General features: G+C 48.1%; 14 protein-coding genes. 1 reads left to right on the forward strand and 13 read right to left on the reverse strand.

Annotated elements, in window-relative coordinates:
• Window positions 1-62: 62 nt before the first annotated feature.
• From BM607_RS00575 to BM607_RS00595, 5 genes are all read right to left on the reverse strand, one after another.
• A complete protein-coding gene (locus tag BM607_RS00575; protein WP_006080743.1) occupies window positions 63-512 on the reverse strand; it encodes a hypothetical protein in 450 nt (149 codons plus the stop codon).
• A gap of 25 nt (window positions 513-537) precedes the next feature.
• On the reverse strand, window positions 538-918 hold the full coding sequence (locus tag BM607_RS00580; protein WP_006080744.1) for a DUF2750 domain-containing protein: 381 nt from the start codon (window positions 916-918) through the stop codon (window positions 538-540).
• Window positions 919-1,082: 164 nt separating this feature from the next.
• Complete coding sequence (gene aqpZ / locus BM607_RS00585; protein ID WP_071939211.1) at window positions 1,083-1,778, reverse strand: aquaporin Z; 696 nt, start codon at window positions 1,776-1,778, stop codon at window positions 1,083-1,085.
• Between the two features lie 430 nt (window positions 1,779-2,208).
• Complete coding sequence (locus BM607_RS00590; protein WP_071939210.1) at window positions 2,209-3,318, reverse strand: anhydro-N-acetylmuramic acid kinase; 1,110 nt, start codon at window positions 3,316-3,318, stop codon at window positions 2,209-2,211.
• A gap of 20 nt (window positions 3,319-3,338) precedes the next feature.
• Window positions 3,339-4,745, reverse strand: coding sequence for a peptidoglycan DD-metalloendopeptidase family protein (locus BM607_RS00595; RefSeq protein ID WP_071939209.1), 1,407 nt, complete (start codon window positions 4,743-4,745; stop codon window positions 3,339-3,341).
• 126 nt (window positions 4,746-4,871) lie between these two features.
• Here BM607_RS00595 and tyrS point away from each other — a divergent pair, with 126 nt between their 5' ends.
• Window positions 4,872-6,065, forward strand: coding sequence for a tyrosine--tRNA ligase (gene tyrS / locus BM607_RS00600; RefSeq protein WP_071939208.1), 1,194 nt, complete (start codon window positions 4,872-4,874; stop codon window positions 6,063-6,065).
• Window positions 6,066-6,275: 210 nt separating this feature from the next.
• On the opposite strand, the gene BM607_RS00605 is transcribed toward tyrS, so the two are convergent.
• From BM607_RS00605 to gltB, 8 genes are all read right to left on the reverse strand, one after another.
• On the reverse strand, window positions 6,276-6,704 hold the full coding sequence (locus BM607_RS00605) for a hypothetical protein (RefSeq protein ID WP_006085051.1): 429 nt from the start codon (window positions 6,702-6,704) through the stop codon (window positions 6,276-6,278).
• A 126-nt stretch (window positions 6,705-6,830) separates the two neighbouring features.
• Complete coding sequence (locus BM607_RS00610) at window positions 6,831-7,322, reverse strand: nuclear transport factor 2 family protein (protein ID WP_006080750.1); 492 nt, start codon at window positions 7,320-7,322, stop codon at window positions 6,831-6,833.
• Window position 7,323: 1 nt separating this feature from the next.
• A complete protein-coding gene (locus tag BM607_RS00615; RefSeq protein ID WP_006080751.1) occupies window positions 7,324-7,950 on the reverse strand; it encodes a trimeric intracellular cation channel family protein in 627 nt (208 codons plus the stop codon).
• Window positions 7,947-8,324 (reverse strand): DUF2721 domain-containing protein, encoded by a 378-nt coding sequence (locus BM607_RS00620; RefSeq protein WP_006085052.1) that lies wholly within the window; start codon window positions 8,322-8,324, stop codon window positions 7,947-7,949. The genes BM607_RS00615 and BM607_RS00620 overlap by 4 nt, the downstream gene beginning before the upstream one ends.
• 55 nt (window positions 8,325-8,379) lie before the next feature.
• Window positions 8,380-9,369, reverse strand: a complete 990-nt coding sequence (locus BM607_RS00625) for a cobalamin biosynthesis protein (RefSeq protein ID WP_071939207.1) — start codon at window positions 9,367-9,369, stop codon at window positions 8,380-8,382.
• 23 nt (window positions 9,370-9,392) lie between these two features.
• Window positions 9,393-10,103, reverse strand: coding sequence for a 5'-methylthioadenosine/adenosylhomocysteine nucleosidase (locus BM607_RS00630; protein WP_071939206.1), 711 nt, complete (start codon window positions 10,101-10,103; stop codon window positions 9,393-9,395).
• A 347-nt stretch (window positions 10,104-10,450) separates the two neighbouring features.
• Window positions 10,451-11,857, reverse strand: a complete 1,407-nt coding sequence (locus BM607_RS00635) for an FAD-dependent oxidoreductase (RefSeq protein WP_006085055.1) — start codon at window positions 11,855-11,857, stop codon at window positions 10,451-10,453.
• 6 nt (window positions 11,858-11,863) lie between these two features.
• On the reverse strand, window positions 11,864-16,312 hold the full coding sequence (gene gltB / locus BM607_RS00640) for a glutamate synthase large subunit (RefSeq protein ID WP_071939205.1): 4,449 nt from the start codon (window positions 16,310-16,312) through the stop codon (window positions 11,864-11,866).
• Window positions 16,313-16,483 lie beyond the last annotated feature (171 nt).

Consider the following 16,483-nt stretch of genomic DNA (forward strand, 5'->3'; position numbering starts at 1 on the left):
GAGATCAAAAAAGCCGTCGCAATGACGGCTTTTTGTTGGGCAAAATTCAGTATGCTATGAACTTAACTCATGATGTTCAGGTTAAGCTTAGGTTTAAACCACGCCTTTACCTTTTTATCAAAAGCGACCCAGACTTGCAGTAATGACAAGATGATTAACGCGATAAAAATCACATAGTCAGGCAGTTTGCCCTGCCATTCACCTAAATGCACCGTCGTCGGGCCTACCACTAAATTGCCGGGATCGTACATGATCACTGGCAGCATGCTAATCAAGCCAAGCTGCACGACTGTGTAGCCACGCAGCATGATAAGCGCCGCCTTTTGTCGACCAATAATGGCAATCACCATTAAAAGTGTCAGTAGACAAAATAACACGCCTTGTTTAGCGACTAAGCCACTCACGGACGCAACAACATACACTAGCAGCAGGGCAATCAGTCGTTTGGGTAAACGTGAACTCACGGCCGCGTCAGCCTTAGGTGTCGGTATAGCCGATTCTTGCTCGCTCATAGACATTCTCGCTTAGCGATTGAGATTAATGGCTTTGCTTAGGCGCTAATCGTTGATCTAACTCATAAGGTGGAATAACCACACCTAAATCATCTAATACTGGGAACACGGCAACGAACAGGTCGTCATCTTCCATGCCAGGCACCCATCTTTCGTGAAATTCATCGAATGGGATCGCTAATGTTTGGCAATCGCTCCACTCATCCACAGCCCAAGATTCAGCCGCTTCTTCGGTTGGCCACATTGGAATGCAATCTTCTTCTTCAGTAGTCAGCATTACGCAACCGTCTTGGTCTTGTAATGTCCAAAGAACTTTATGTTCTTTGACTTGCTCAACGAGGTAATCGTAACGGGCTTCTGGTGTCATTGCTGCTGTCTCAGCGAGGGTTTTAACAGTCTTGCTCATGAAAAATATCTCTTTTGCTTGAATAGGGCGAAGCCTGTTGTGTCTCTAATCTAAAAACCTAGGGCACAGCAAAATTCACCAGTTGGCTAAATGGTAACATTAGAGCGGGATTAGAAAAAGAACAACAGCGCCAAGAGGGCGCTGTTGTGTTAGATCTTCGATGTTTATTCTGCCGCGCGGAAGTAGCGATAGATAAAGCCTGCCAAAATCGCGCCGACAATCGGTGCTACCCAGAATAACCAGAGCTGCGATACCGCCCAGTCACCGACAAACAACGCAGGACCTGTACTGCGTGCAGGATTCACCGAAGTATTGGACACTGGAATACTGATTAGGTGGATCAAGGTTAAGCCTAGACCTATCGCAATCGGGGCAAACCCTTTGGGCGCGCGTTCATCGGTGGCACCTAAAATAATGATTAAGAAAAACAGTGTCATAACAACTTCACAAATCATGACCGACAGCATGCTGTAACCGCCAGGGGAGTGCTCACCAAAACCGTTAGAGGCAAATCCGCCAACGAGTGAAAATCCTTCCTGGCCAGAAGCAATAAGATACAAGATACCCGCCCCTGCAATCCCGCCCGCGACTTGGGCTATGATATAGGGCAATAATTCTGCCGCTGGAAAACGTCCGCCAGCCCAAAGGCCGAATGACACCGCTGGGTTAAGGTGACAACCTGAAATATGGCCAATCGCAAAGGCCATAGTCAGAACCGTTAAGCCAAACGCAAGTGCGACACCGAGTAAGCCTATGCCCACCTCGGGAAATGCAGCGGCAAGTACCGCACTGCCACAGCCTCCAAGGACTAACCACAAGGTGCCAAGAAACTCCGCCGCCATTTTTTGTGACATATTCATTGATTGGTTTCCTATTATGTTAAAGACACTTGTTTGTTAACGAGTGCGTCTTTATTCCTTATTTACCTGTCTATTGGCGGATTTTGTCTGAGTGAGCAAAATCGCGCTCGAGACACGAGCTCCCTTAACAGCAATTTTTTGTCAAACGCTTGTGAGGCAATGACCAAGTGTTTGAGTTGGTTTACAGCAATATTCAGCATCAGCTTCAATATAGTGAAATTTGATTAAGCTTCAGTGACGGAGTTGTTTACTCATACTCTGTTGCTACCACTATCAGTCATTAATAATAGATGGCTTTAAATGGGTTGCTGATTTTCTTGATTAATTTAGGCTGGAAGAGGGGGAATCGATACGTTGAGGCGTAAATACAGCAAGAGCTTCATGTAGAAGCTCTTGGTTAGGTTATCGCTTGATATTTTGAGAAGGTAAATTACTTAGCGCTAAATCTTCCGCCGAGTACAGCTTCGCGGGAGGCGCCTGTGACAGCAGGGAGGTTGGCGGGTAAGCCTAAGTGGTTACGCATGGCGAGCCACGCGAAGGCGATGCCTTCAGCCCATTTAGGGTCGACGCCAAGAGCTGAGGTGGTATTCAAGGTATAACCAGGCAATAGGGTGGCAAGACGCTGCATCAGTTGGCCGTTGAACGCGCCGCCACCACAGACGTACAACTCCCCTTCATTCGATAATTTAATCATATCGCGGGCTATGCTGTGGCAGGTTAAATCCAATAACGTCGATTGGATATCTTCTTCATCTAAATGATTAAAGGGCGATAATTGCTGCTCTAACCAAGCTTGGTTAAATAGCTCACGGCCGGTGCTTTTAGGGTAAGCAAGGGAGAAATACGGGTGCGAAAGCAGTTGCGTTAACAGGCCTTGGTCGGTTTTGCCGGACGCAGCCCATGCACCATCTCTATCGAAGGGCTCACTTTTCACCTGCTGGATCCAAGCGTCGATCAAGGTATTGCCAGGTCCCGTGTCGAAACCCAGTACTTGGTCACTGTTGCCCGGTAAATAAGTAATGTTGGCTATGCCGCCAATATTTAAAATGATGCGTTTTTTACCGACTTGAGCAAAGGTTTGCTGGTGGAATGCCGGCACTAAGGGCGCGCCTTGCCCACCTAGGGCAATATCTTTACGGCGAAAATCGGCAATCACATCAATACCGGTTTCGGTCGCAATAGTATTCGGGTCGCCAATTTGCAGGGTAAATCCCACTTCGAGGTTTGGCATGTGGCGCACGGTTTGGCCGTGGCTACCAATGGCGATGACCTCTTCTTTGGCAATGGCGCATTTGGTCAGTAGATTATTCACTGCTAAAGCAAACAGTTCACCCACATTACGGTCTAAACGGCCGAGGCGGTTAATTTCATCTGTGCTGGGTGAACAAAGGCGCTGTAGGCCTTTGAGCAAATGGCTCGGTATGGCTTCGGTATGGCTGGCGATAAGCTGCGGCTGCGCGCCAGAAAAGTCGACCAATACGGCATCGACACCGTCCATGCTGGTGCCTGACATAAGTCCAATATAATAAGCGTTTTTCATTGGGAGGAATCCGTCCGTCGTTATTGCATTGCCAATTGCGTTTGCTTGTTTTGCGAAAGTGTAGTCATCAATTGCTGGCTAAGTGCATCGAATTGATTTTTTTCTTTTCTCGCAATCGATTCGGCTTTAGGTAGCGTTATGGTTCTTGGATTGCGATGGACGCCATTGACGATAAATTCGTAATGCAAATGTGCACCCGTGACGCGCCCCGTTTTACCTAAAGTACCTATGATTTGCCCTTGCTTAACGCTGGCTCCTTTACTGACGTTGCGCTTAGTGAGGTGAAGATATTTGGTGGTATAGGTATCGTTGTGTTTGATAAACACATAGTTACCGTTGAATTGATTGTAGCCCGCCTCGATGACGCGTCCGCTACCCGCTGCTTTAATGGGCGTGCCAATGGCGGCTACGTAGTCCACACCGCGATGGGCTTTGACTTGGCCCGTTACTGGGTGCAAACGTCTTGGATTGAAGTTTGAGCTGACATATTTAAAATCGACTGGCGAGCGCAAGAAGGCTTTACGCATGCTAGTGCCATTCTCGGAATAATAGTTACCGTCGGTATAGCGAATGGCAGTATAGCGCTCATCTTGGTTTACAAATTCTGCGGCTAAGATATTGCCGTTACGCAAAAATTCGCCATCGGCATATTCTTGCTCATAAATAATGGCAAAGCTGTCGCCTTCGCGTAAATCTAAGGCAAAGTCGATATCCCAGCCGAATACGGTCGATAACTGCATGATCTGGTTTGCTGTCATGCCTGCATCGACGGCAGCGTTCCAGAAGTTGCTCTTAATCTTAGCGCTGGTGAAATGGCTGCGGATTTCCACATCCTTCTCGGAGATTTTTTCTTGGTATTGATTTTGATTCTTGGTGATGATGAGCGTCGAAATTGCATTCACGCGATAACGCACTTCGGTCAAATCACCATTTATATCTTTCGAAATCACGATTTCTTCGCCCGGCATAATCTTAAGTAAGTTTTGCTTGGCTAAGGGGAGTTGGGTGATTTCATACACGTCTTTGCTGGTTAAACCTGCGCGATCAAATACCGCGGCTAAGGTATCACCATTTTTCACGTTAAAATGCTCGACATCCCTGTGATGGGCACTCTCTAAGGATTCTGTAGCTGGATTATTGGCATCACCCGCGGCAAGCGCGTCGGTTGACGATAATGGCGCAGCATTTGTGGCCGCATTGTCTGTTTGGCCCTCTAATAACTCAGGACGTTCAGGCGAGCGAAACGCTAAAGGCACATCATAACGGGTGTTGATTTGAGCTTGGTCATCTATGCTGGTGGTTTGTCTTGAAGCTTGCGCTTCTTCAGAAGGTAGTAGCATGGTTATCATAGTGATAACTGAAAGAATGCTGAGGAGAATTTGATGCTTTTTAGGCAACAATTTAAATAACGTTATAACCTTTCCCATTGACGCCGATACCGATAACCAGAGACTTAAATAATCCCGTTAGTGTACACACTTTCAATTGTGGTGGCTAACAAGTAACATAAGTCTCTTCATTTTATGATCATGGCCTTAGGAGTCCCTGCCGAGATGGCTGATTTAGACCAAGTATTAGCAGAAATTAGACGTGGTACCGATGAGATTTTACTCGAAGCGGATCTGCTGGAAAAACTCAAAGAAGGACGTCCACTCCGTATTAAGTTAGGCGCCGATCCTACCGCTCCGGACATCCATCTTGGACACACAGTAATCTTAAATAAATTAAGGTTATTCCAAGAGTTAGGTCATGAAGTCATTTTCTTGATCGGTGACTTTACCGGTATGGTAGGCGATCCAAGCGGTAAAAACAGTACGCGTCCACCGTTAACCCGTGAGCAAGTATTAGCGAACGCAGAAACCTATAAAGAACAGGTTTATAAGATACTTGATCCGGTTAAAACCCGTATCGAATTTAACTCAAGCTGGTTAGAGCCATTGGGCGCAGCGGGGATGATCCGCCTTGCTTCTAAGCAAACTGTGGCTCGTATGATGGAGCGCGATGACTTTAAGAAGCGTTATGCCTCGGGCCAATCTATTGCAATCCATGAGTTTATGTATCCTTTATTGCAAGGTTATGACTCAGTTGCGCTGCAGGCCGATGTTGAGCTGGGTGGTACAGATCAAAAGTTCAACCTGTTAATGGGCCGTGAACTGCAAAAAGCGGAAGGCCAAAAGCCACAAGCTGTGATCATGATGCCGCTGCTCGAAGGTTTAGACGGCGTGAAGAAAATGTCTAAGTCGGCACACAACTATATTGGCGTGAGCGAACCTGCCAACGAAATGTTTGGCAAGCTGATGTCGATTTCGGACGACTTAATGTGGCGCTACTTTGAGCTGTTGTCATTCCGTCCACTGGCTGAAATTGAGCAGTTTAAGCAAGATGTGGCAAATGGGTCTAACCCACGTGACATTAAAATTGCCTTGGCTAAAGAAATCATCACACGTTTCCACGATGAAGCGTCTGCACAAAGTGCGCACCAAGCCTTTGTCGATCGCGCTAAGGGCATGATCCCTGACGATATCGACGCCGTAGAGTTAGTGGCGGGTGAAGGTCTGGCGATTGCTAATCTGTTGAAAGATGCTGATTTAGTGGCGTCGACTTCAGAAGCCATGCGGATGATCAAGCAAGGCGCGGTGAAGATGGACGGCGAAAAGCTGGACGATAGCCGTATGACTTTGTCTGCTGGTACTGTCGCGGTATTCCAAGTCGGTAAACGCAAGTTTGCCAAAGTGACTTTAGTGTAAGTAGCTTTAGTTTAAGTAGCTTTAGTTTAAGTCGCTTTAGTTTTAGTGACTTTGTTTAAGTCACTTTAGTTCAGATGACAGTGGTTTACCTGACTCTAGTTTGACTTACATTGGTTTAAGCCATTGTCTGTTAAATGAAAAAGTCGTTAATCGAACAAAAAGAGCGCCTTAGGGCGCTCTTTGTTTTTAAGTCTGTTTCACCCCATAAGATTAAGGCGCTGTGTTGGCCTCATGCTCGGCGATATTACATCTGTCGGTGCCAAAGTGTTGCCCACCACTGCATTTCCACGCCAGTTGCGCCGAACTCACCTGCCATTGTTTAGCATTCTGCTTCAAGGAAATAATCAACAGCATTTGTGGATGTTGCTTGGAGAGCTCGCTCACCTGATAGGTTAAAATGCTGTCTTTATTGGTTTGGGTTCGCACTAAGGTAAATTTGTTGCCTGCGTATTGGCTGCTGATCTGACTTGGGTCTTCCGACCAAGGTTGATGTTGTGCCTGAGCGACACGCAGTTGCTGATTAAAATGACTGACTGGCTGAACTGCGTAGGACACGATTATGGGCTGTAAGGCCTGTGCTTTGGGAGCCAGCATTAAGCCATTAAGGGCGAGTAGGGCTATCAATCCAAAAAACTTCATACAAACCTCATTGAAACGAAACGACTCAGTCAACCTATCGAAGGCGAAACACTCAGTGGTATTGACTCATTGTTAGTTTCGACCCGTTTTTAGGGATCAAGTTTCAAAGACAGCTAAATTTTGTGACTACTGCATCGCTAATTGGTCAGACATGGTCTGGTAATCGATAAGATCCACATGCTCAGTCACCCTATGGTTGAGCATATCGAGTTTAAGACTCGTGACGCCAGGAATCGCTATGTCGATGATTTTGCCAGGTTTGCCGAATTGTTCACCGGGTCCCTTGAAGTGATAGTTACCTATCATCACCACTAAAGAACCGGCGTTATACATATGTTCTATGTTGAAGTCGTACTCGAGCACGCCCTCGTGGGCGCGCTCGAGAAAGTCGATGATAAAGCGGCCGCCAGTGTATTTACGGTTGGCGGTTTTGTCGAAGAAGACGCTTTCACGGTTATAGAATTTTCTGAGTGTCTTGTAGTCGTGTTCGGTTAGCGCATTCATATACTTTACGGCTAACTGCTGTTCTTGTGGCATTTCACCTGAGTTGGCTTGCGCCGCTGCAGGATTGAGGGCTGGAACAAAAATGAGGCACAAAATAAGACACAATATTCGCAAACTATTCCCTCTTGGTTTTGAGATCAAAGGCCGGTAACGACAGATGCCACTTGATGGCGCTTAAGCGGATAAATAGGGCGCTGGTCATCGCCAGAAACAGCGCCGTTTTCTCGCCCATACCGTAGGCTAAACTCACGGTATAGCCGATACCACCTATGATTGAAGCTGTGGCATAGACTTCTGTACGTAACACCATAGGAACTTGTCTGCACAGTAAGTCTCGAATAATGCCTCCTCCCACGCCTGTGATCAAGCCCATTACCACGGCAATCATGCCACTCAAGCCCATATTGAGGGCTTTTTCGGCACCAATCACAGTAAACAAGGCTAATCCAAAGGCATCGGCGACCGGCAAAATATATTCAGGCACCTTACGAGGCCGACGCACTAACAGCAAACAGGCGAGCACAGTTGCGAGGATTACTATGATGTAATTGGGATCGCGGATCCAAAACACAGGTGTTGCGCCAATCAAGGCATCCCGAATACTGCCGCCGCCCACAGCGGTGACCGAGGCGAGCACTATGACGCCAAAGGGGTCCATTCTATGACGCCCTGCGGCGAGTGCGCCTGATAGCGCAAATACAGCGGTACCCCATAAATCAAAAAAGTAGATCCACTGGCTCATTTACTCATCTCTTTGATATGGATATTTAATGCGTCAACAGAGATGCGGATTTCAATCACAGATAAAATCAGTGAATAGAGCAGCAGTAGCAGGCTAGCGCCGAAGATCACTGAGCCAGTTTTATTAAAGCCGACATAGATGAAAATCATGCACAGTACGCACAGGGCAAAGCTCGATACGCCCGCTTCTTGCATACGACGAATAATGGTAATGCGCTGGCTCAGGTTTTTGATTTGATCTTTATGTACGGGTTTTTCACCACTGCTCAAGTTTCGGATTAATGCCGCTAGGGCAAAAAAGCGATTGGTATAAGCAAGTAGTAACAATGAGATAGCAGGAAATAACAACGCAGGGGTTGTTAATGAAACATGCATGTTTTCGAGCAAGATAGTCAGCCTTTAACTTAATGCTAAGAGAAGGGGGATAATATCACATGCTATGCAACCAACGTAAACCTGCCCATAACAAGGGCAGGATAATGATAAAGCTAAACCAGATGGCACAGGCGCGGGAGGTCAGCTTGATTGCAGGGGCAATTGCATCACTGGTCGGCTGCGGGCCATAACCTAGTTTGTCCACATTAATACGCACGCCATTAAACTTTTGAGGTCCACCGAGTTCGATGCGTAAAATACTCGCCACCAGATTCACACTGAGGATATAGCCTCGAATCGCGGGATGATTTTTCGGCGTACGAAATAGCTTAGCGAATGCCTTAGGGCCGCCTTGAATGGCAATTGATAGACTCCACAGCCAAGCGGGGATCGCAAGTAAGAGGGTCGATACGCCATTCACAGTACTGCAAAAATGTTGATACTTAGGCTGAATGGGCGGCCAGCTCAATTCGAGTTGTTTGAGCATACGCACCGCCAGCACTAGCGGTGCTCCGGCAATAGCGAAAAAGAAAATGGTCAATGCTGTGCCGTAAATAGGCGCTGTGGCGAGTTTTTCTATGGTGGCTTTGGCTAGGCCGATTTCCGACAAACTATCGGTATCGCGCACTACCCAAGGCTGTAAAAGCTTTTTTGCGCTGGCATTGTCTCCACGTTTTAAGGCTTTAGCGATTTCATCGGCGACTTGGCTAAACCCTGCATCGGTTAAGCATAGATAAAGCACCAAAAATTCGAAAAACCATGGAAAGGCGGCCAGTTCGAGCAAAAATGTGATAATGGCCCAAAACGGAAACAGTAACAGCATCATAGCTAAAAAGCCTGCTGTGGCTTGTTGACTTGGAGAGCGTTCTGGACGATTTACCTTGGCGGCGAGTTGCTTAGCTAAATGGCCAAACCAAATAAGCGGCTGCATTTCCCGTGGCAATGGCGCTAACCGCGCCAATAACAAAGCAAAAAAAAGTACCAAAAAGCCTTCAAACAAAGCGCCATCTATCTCGACAAGTTGTTGATAAAAAGAGGTGTGCATTCGGTACTTTTCCGCTTAAGTGATTATTTTACTGCGCTAGGATTCAGTTGCTCAAGTAGCAGCATCACCATCAGCGCTGAGTGGTAACCCGCTTTGACAATATAAGAATCAAAATCCACTGGCGAGTCATTGTTGGCGTTATCCGATAAAGAGCGGATCACCACAAATGGCACACCAAACTGATGACAAACCTGAGCGATTGCCGCGCCTTCCATTTCACAGGCGGCCATCGTTGGGAAGTTTTTCAACATGGCTTGGGTGCGAACAGGATCGCAAATAAAACTATCGCCAGTACAGATCAACCCTTCAATCGCTTTGACTTCGCCCAGTTGCGTAATGGCCTTGTTGGCGGCTTCAACTAAATGTGCGGCTGGGATAAACGCAGCAGGTTGCTGCGCCATTTGGCCAATTTCGTAGCCAAAGGCGGTGACATCCACATCGTGGTGACGCACTTCAGAAGAAATCACGATATCGCCAATGGCCAGCGTATCGACAAAACCACCGGCAGAACCTGTGTTGATCACGGCATCCGGCGCATATTTTTCGATGAGCAGTGTGGTCGCAATACTTGCGGCGACTTTACCTATGCCAGAGCGAGTTACGACAACGTCTTTACCCGCAAGAGTGCCAGCAATAAATTCAATACCAGCAATAGTTTGCGATGTCGCATTTGTCATGGCGGCGATCAGGTGAGCGACTTCTGGCTCCATTGCGCCAATAATTCCAATTTTCATGGGAGACCTTTTTGATTCAACACTTAAGAGTGGGACACGAGAATGCTGGCTAATATACCACACAGTTTTGTGCTGTCGTTATGGTGAGATTGGGATTGCTTGATAATGACTGGGTAAAAAGCGGGAAGGGTTAACGAAAAAAGTGCGTACCCTAAGATGCACACTTTTATCTATTTATTTCATCTGTTTATTTTACTTATCTATTTTTCCATCAACCGATGGCGACAAATCACAAAAAATGGCTGGACTCGTTTGCCTAAGTCTAGCCATTGCAGTGCTTGTTAAACGACAGCGGAAAAACAGTTTTTCAGCGATAAAACAAACACATTGGCGTTCAAGCTTAGCGCTTAGTCTAAGTAGTTAAGAATACCTTGAGCAGCATCGCGACCTTCGGCAATGGCTGTCACGACTAAGTCAGAACCGCGCACCATATCACCACCGGCAAACACTTTCGGGTTTGTGGTTTGGAATGGATTTTCGTCTAACTTACTCGCTTTAACTCGGCCCCATTGATCGAGCTCGATGCCATGGTCGGCAAACCACGGTGCTGGGCTAGGTTGAAAACCGAAAGCAATAATTATCGCATCGGCTTCGAGCAACTGTTCGCTACCCGCAATCGCTTCGGCGCGTTGACGACCGCTGGCATCGGCTTTACCCATGGCGGTTTCGACGCATTCAATGCCAACTACTTTGCCATCTTGGGTTTTAATCGCCACAGGTTGACGGTTAAACAGGAAATTAACGCCTTCCTCCCGCGCATTTTGCACTTCGCGGCGTGAACCCGGCATGTTGGCCTCGTCACGGCGGTAAGCACACACTACGCTGCTGGCACCTTGCCTGACGGCTGTGCGCACGCAATCCATCGCGGTATCACCACCGCCTAATACCACCACACGCTTACCTTCAAGGTTCAGATAGGGCGTTTCAGTATTCTGGGTGCCCATTAAATGATGGGTGTTACCAATCAAATAGGGTAGGGCTTGGTATACGCCTTGGGCATCTTCACCCTCAAGGCCCGCTTTCATCGCGGTATAGGTGCCCATACCTAGGAAGACGGCATCGTATTCTTCGAGCAGTTTAGTAAATGGGATGTCTTTACCCACAGTAACACCGAGTTTGAACTCAATGCCCATGCCCTCTAATACACTGCGACGGGTCGCCATGACGGCCTTGTCGAGTTTAAAAGACGGAATACCGTAGGTGAGTAGACCACCAATTTGTGGATATTTATCAAAGACCACGGCTTTAACACCGTTACGAGACAGAATATCCGCGCAGCCCAAACCCGCAGGACCTGCACCGACAATCGCTACTCGTTCAGCGCGCGGCGTGACCTTGCTCATATCGGGGCGCCAGCCTTGGGCGATGGCTGTGTCGGTAATGTATTTTTCGACATTACCGATAGTGACAGCACCAAAGTCGTCGTTAAGGGTACAAGCACCTTCGCAGAGTCTGTCCTGTGGACAAACACGGCCGCAGATTTCGGGCAGAGTGTTCGTCTCATGCACTAAATCAGCAGCTTCCATGATGCGACCTTGTTCTGCTAGCTTGAGCCAGTTAGGAATATAATTGTGCAGTGGGCACTTCCACTCACAATAAGGATTGCCGCAATCTAAACAGCGATCCGCTTGCTGCGCCACTTCTGGCTGAGCAAAAGGCTGATAAATCTCAATAAACTGAGTCGCACGTTTAGCCGCAGGGTGTTTGGTGGGGTCTTTACGACCCACTTCAATAAATTGAAAATCGTTACTCATGCGCCATTACCCCGCTTTTACAACTAATTCTGGGCTCGATTTCTCTAACTTGAGCAGATCGGCCACGGCAATATTTTTAGGTTTCACTAATACGAAGCAATCTAACCAGTTACCAAAATCACTTAAGATCATCTTGGCATGTTCACTGCCCGTTTCGGCCACGTGGGCTTCAATCAGACCTTTCAAATGTTGTTGATGAATAGGTGATTCGAGTTTTTGAGTATCGACAAGCTCAGTGTTCACACGGCGATTGAAGCGGCCGAATTGATCGAATACATAGGCAAAACCACCTGTCATACCTGCGCCGAAGTTCACCCCTGTTTTACCAAGGACAACCACAATACCGCTGGTCATGTATTCACAGCCGTTATCACCGAGCCCTTCGACCACGGCAATCGCCCCTGAGTTACGGACCGCAAAACGCTCGCCCGCTTGACCTGCGGCAAAGAACTTGCCGCCAGTCGCGCCGTAAAGGCAGGTGTTACCGACAATGGCGCTGCGCTCACTCTGGAACGGGCTGCCAATAGGCGGATAAATCACTATCTGGCCGCCAGACATGCCTTTACCGACATAGTCGTTAGCATCGCCGCAGAGTTTTAACTCAAGGCCTGGGCTGTTCCACACGCCAAAGCTTTGGCCGGCACTGCCGTTAAAGCTCAGTTTAACCGGCGCTTTGGTGCCTTTGACGCCGAGCGTGCTCGCGATATAGCCTGACAAGGTCGCGCCAACGGAGCGGTCGGTGTTGTTGATGCTGTAAGCGGCATCGAAACACTCGCCCTTATCGACGGCGCTTTGGCACTCGTTTAATAAATGTTGGTTCAGCAGTCCTAAATCCGCTGGTGGATTGGTTTCTTGCCAAGTGCGTGAAGAGGTTGCAGGCACTTTGGGTTGATACAAAATCGGTGACAGATCTAAACCTTGTTGCTTAGCGGTTTGGCCTTCGAGGGCATATAACCATTCGCTGCGACCGACTAAGTCTTCAAACTTGCTCACCCCTAAGGTCGCCATCCATTCACGGACTTCCTCGGCGACAAACTCAAAGTAAGTCATCACTCGCTCTGGCAGACCATGGTAATGGTTGTCACGCAGGTTTTTATCTTGCGTCGCCACGCCTGTCGCGCAGTTGTTCAAGTGGCAAATACGCAGGTATTTACAACCTAGGGCGATCATAGGCACTGTACCAAAACCAAAGCTTTCGGCGCCTAACAACGCGGCTTTAATCACATCTGTACCGGTTTTTAAGCCGCCATCGACTTGCAGGCGAATTTTATGGCGTAGACCGTTTTCCACGAGCGATTGATGCACTTCGGCTAAACCTAGCTCCCACGGACTCCCCGCATACTTCACTGAGGTGATTGGGCTGGCACCTGTGCCGCCGTCATACCCTGAAATCGTGATCATATCCGCATAGGCTTTAGCTACGCCGGTGGCGATCGTGCCCACGCCGGGTTCAGACACAAGTTTGACTGAAATCAGCGCTTTCGTGTTGATTTGCTTCAAGTCGAAAATCAGCTGGGCTAAATCTTCGATAGAGTAAATATCGTGGTGCGGCGGCGGTGAAATCAAGGTCACACCTGGGCGCGCATGACGCAGTCCGGCGATTTCAACACTCACTTTATGGCCGGGTAACTGGCCACCTTCACCGGGTTTTGCCCCTTGGGCGACTTTAATCTGTAACACATCGGCGTTGACTAAGTAGTGCGCCGTAACGCCAAAGCGCGCCGAGGCAATCTGTTTAATCGCAGAGTTGCGTTCAGTATTAAAGCGGCGAGCATCCTCACCACCTTCACCTGAGTTCGAGCGGCCGCCTAAGCGGTTCATCGCGATAGCCAGCGCTTCATGGGCTTCGGGGCTGAGGGCGCCGATACTCATGGCTGCGCTGTCAAAACGTTGATACAAGCCCGCTGCGCCTTCGACGTTAGCAACATCAATTGATGCCTGCGCACCCTTGATACCGATTAAGTCACGTAGCGTGGCTATTGGACGATTGTCGACGAGGTCGGCAAACTTTTTATAGGTTGCGAAGTTTTTGTCGATCAATGACGCCTGCAAAGTGTTGACAACATCAGGGTTGAAACAGTGATACTCACCCCCTTCAACGTATTTCAGTAGGCCACCTTGCGGTAATGGCACATGGGCACGGTAGGCTGCTTTGTGCAGAATCGCTTGGTCTTGGGCGATTTCAGCAAAACTGACGCCTTCGATACGGCTGATCACGCCCTTAAAGCACAGTTCAATCACGTCGCTGGCGATGCCGATGGCTTCAAACTGTTGGCTACAACGGTAGGAACCGACAGTGCTGATGCCCATTTTGGACATGATCTTACGCAGGCCTTTTTCGATGCCGTAACGGAAATTCAGCATCAGTGCTGTGGTGTCGGTTAACTGATGACGTTTCGCCAGTTCAGAAATTGATTCATACACTAGGTACGGATAAATCGCGGTGGCACCAAAGCCAAGCAAGACGGCAAAGTGATGTGGATCTCGCGCCGATGCGGTTTCAACAATAATGTTGGTGTCGCAGCGCAGGCTCTTATTTACCAGCATTTGTTGCACAGAACCGACCGCCATAGCCGCAGGGATCACTTGCGCCGTTTTACCTATGGCTCTATCCGAAAGGATCAACAAAGTCGTGCCGCTGCGGGCTAAACGCTCGGCTTCGGCTGTGATACGGCGAATGGCACTTTCTAATCCTTCCTGTGGCTCGTAATTCAGATCCACAATGTTGGCGCGGTAGTAAGTACTATCTAATCCCAGTAACTGGTTAAAATCACTGAACAATAAGATGGGGGAGTTGAACATGACGCGGTAGGCATTACCGGTCGTTTCATTAAAGAGGTTCTGCTCACGGCCAATACAAGTGGTCAAGGACATAACGTGTTTTTCACGTAATGGGTCTATGGGTGGGTTAGTCACTTGAGCGAATTTTTGCCTAAAATAGTCATACAGTGAACGTGACTTTTTCGACAATACCGCCATAGGCGTATCGTCGCCCATAGAACCTGTGGCTTCTTCGCCTTGTTTTGCCAGTACCCAAATGACTTGTTCTAATTCCTCACGGGTATAGCCAAATTGTTTTTGGTATTGCAGCAAAAGCTCAGGGCTTAACTCGCTGGCACCATGTTGTTCAGAGGCTAAATCTTCCGCTGGCGTTAAAGTACGGCTGTTCTTCGCCATCCACTCTTTGTAAGGGTGGCGACGTTTCAAGTCGTTATCAATTTCAAAGGATTGGTACAGGCGGCCGTTCAAGGTATCGAGTACCAGCAGCTCACCGGGCCCAACTCTGCCTTTTTCAATCACTTCATCGGCGGCGTAATCCCAAATACCGACTTCGGAGGCTAAGGTCAAAATACGATCTTTTGTGATCACATAACGCGATGGACGCAGACCATTACGGTCAACGGCGCAGGCGGCATGGCGACCGTTGGTCATCACAATACCTGCCGGACCATCCCAAGGCTCCATGTGCATGGAGTTAAAGTCGTAGAAGGCTTTTAGTTCGTCATCCATTTCTGGATTACTTTGCCAAGCAGGCGGGATCAATAGACGCATGGCACGGTATAAGTCCATGCCACCGGATAACAGCATTTCCAGCATGTTATCTAAGGAAGAAGAGTCTGAGCCTGTTTCATTCACAAAGGGAGCGGCCTGCTGCAAATCTGGCAGTAGCGGTGAATTAAACTTATAGGCACGGGCGCGGGCCCATTGACGGTTACCCGTAATAGTATTGATTTCGCCGTTATGGGCTAAATATCTAAACGGCTGAGCTAATGGCCATTTAGGAGAAGTATTCGTTGAGAAACGTTGATGGAATAGGCAGATAGAGCTTTTTAAGCGAATGTCCGCGAGATCGGGATAAAACGCGGGCAAGTCTACAGGCATCATCAAGCCTTTATAGACGATAACTTGGCCAGACAAACTCGCGACATAGAAGTCCTTATCGTCGGTGATTTGCTGCTCTAAGCGGCGACGCGCCATATAAAGGCGACGTTCCAAGTCTTTTTCACGCCAGCCAATGGGGGCGTTGATCAGCACTTGGTAGATCTGTGGCAGGCTAGCCTTGCCGATTTCACCTAACACATCGGGATTGACCGGCACTTTGCGCCAGCCTGCAATACTTAAGGTTTCACGCTCAAGTTCGCGCTCAAGAATAAACTTGGCTTGTTCGGCCAGTTCATCATCTTGACTTAAAAACAGCATACCTACGGCAAATTTACGGCTCAAATGCCAATCATTTTCCGCGGCAATCGCTTCAAAAAATTGCACTGGCAATTGCATTAATAAACCACAGCCGTCGCCAGTGCGACCGTCGGAGGCAATGCCACCGCGGTGCTTCATGCGATCTAGACCATGGATTGCCGTGCGCACTATACGGTGGCTGGCTTCGCCATCCATCTGTGCTATCAACCCAAAACCACAATTGTCCCGCTCAAAACTGGGATGATATAAGCTCATACAAAAACCTCCCTAGACCTCAACTGATTACTACTCGGGGAGAAAATGTAAAGACTTTCTATAGATATGCACCCGAACCACCCAAATTAGCCTGAGATTCAATAAAGGTCAAACCAAAAATTTGCATAAAACATGGGTATTAATTCATGTTTCATACACAAATCATAATTG

Origin of the sequence: Shewanella sp. SACH (assembly GCF_001887095.2) — a bacterium.
Lineage (GTDB): Bacteria > Pseudomonadota > Gammaproteobacteria > Enterobacterales > Shewanellaceae > Shewanella > Shewanella baltica.

Excerpts from the sequence above, each read along its gene's own strand:
- BM607_RS00575 (WP_006080743.1), bottom strand. The coding sequence starts at position 512 with ATGAGCGAGCAAGAATCGGCTATACCGACACCTAAGGCTGACGCGGCC.
- BM607_RS00580 (WP_006080744.1), bottom strand. The coding sequence starts at position 918 with ATGAGCAAGACTGTTAAAACCCTCGCTGAGACAGCAGCAATGACACCA.
- aqpZ (WP_071939211.1), bottom strand. The coding sequence starts at position 1,778 with ATGAATATGTCACAAAAAATGGCGGCGGAGTTTCTTGGCACCTTGTGG.
- BM607_RS00590 (WP_071939210.1), bottom strand. The coding sequence starts at position 3,318 with ATGAAAAACGCTTATTATATTGGACTTATGTCAGGCACCAGCATGGAC.
- BM607_RS00595 (WP_071939209.1), bottom strand. The coding sequence starts at position 4,745 with ATGGGAAAGGTTATAACGTTATTTAAATTGTTGCCTAAAAAGCATCAA.
- tyrS (WP_071939208.1), top strand. The coding sequence starts at position 4,872 with ATGGCTGATTTAGACCAAGTATTAGCAGAAATTAGACGTGGTACCGAT.
- BM607_RS00605 (WP_006085051.1), bottom strand. The coding sequence starts at position 6,704 with ATGAAGTTTTTTGGATTGATAGCCCTACTCGCCCTTAATGGCTTAATG.
- BM607_RS00615 (WP_006080751.1), bottom strand. The coding sequence starts at position 7,950 with ATGAGCCAGTGGATCTACTTTTTTGATTTATGGGGTACCGCTGTATTT.
- BM607_RS00620 (WP_006085052.1), bottom strand. The coding sequence starts at position 8,324 with ATGCATGTTTCATTAACAACCCCTGCGTTGTTATTTCCTGCTATCTCA.
- BM607_RS00625 (WP_071939207.1), bottom strand. The coding sequence starts at position 9,369 with ATGCACACCTCTTTTTATCAACAACTTGTCGAGATAGATGGCGCTTTG.
- BM607_RS00630 (WP_071939206.1), bottom strand. The coding sequence starts at position 10,103 with ATGAAAATTGGAATTATTGGCGCAATGGAGCCAGAAGTCGCTCACCTG.
- BM607_RS00635 (WP_006085055.1), bottom strand. The coding sequence starts at position 11,857 with ATGAGTAACGATTTTCAATTTATTGAAGTGGGTCGTAAAGACCCCACC.
- gltB (WP_071939205.1), bottom strand. The coding sequence starts at position 16,312 with ATGAGCTTATATCATCCCAGTTTTGAGCGGGACAATTGTGGTTTTGGG.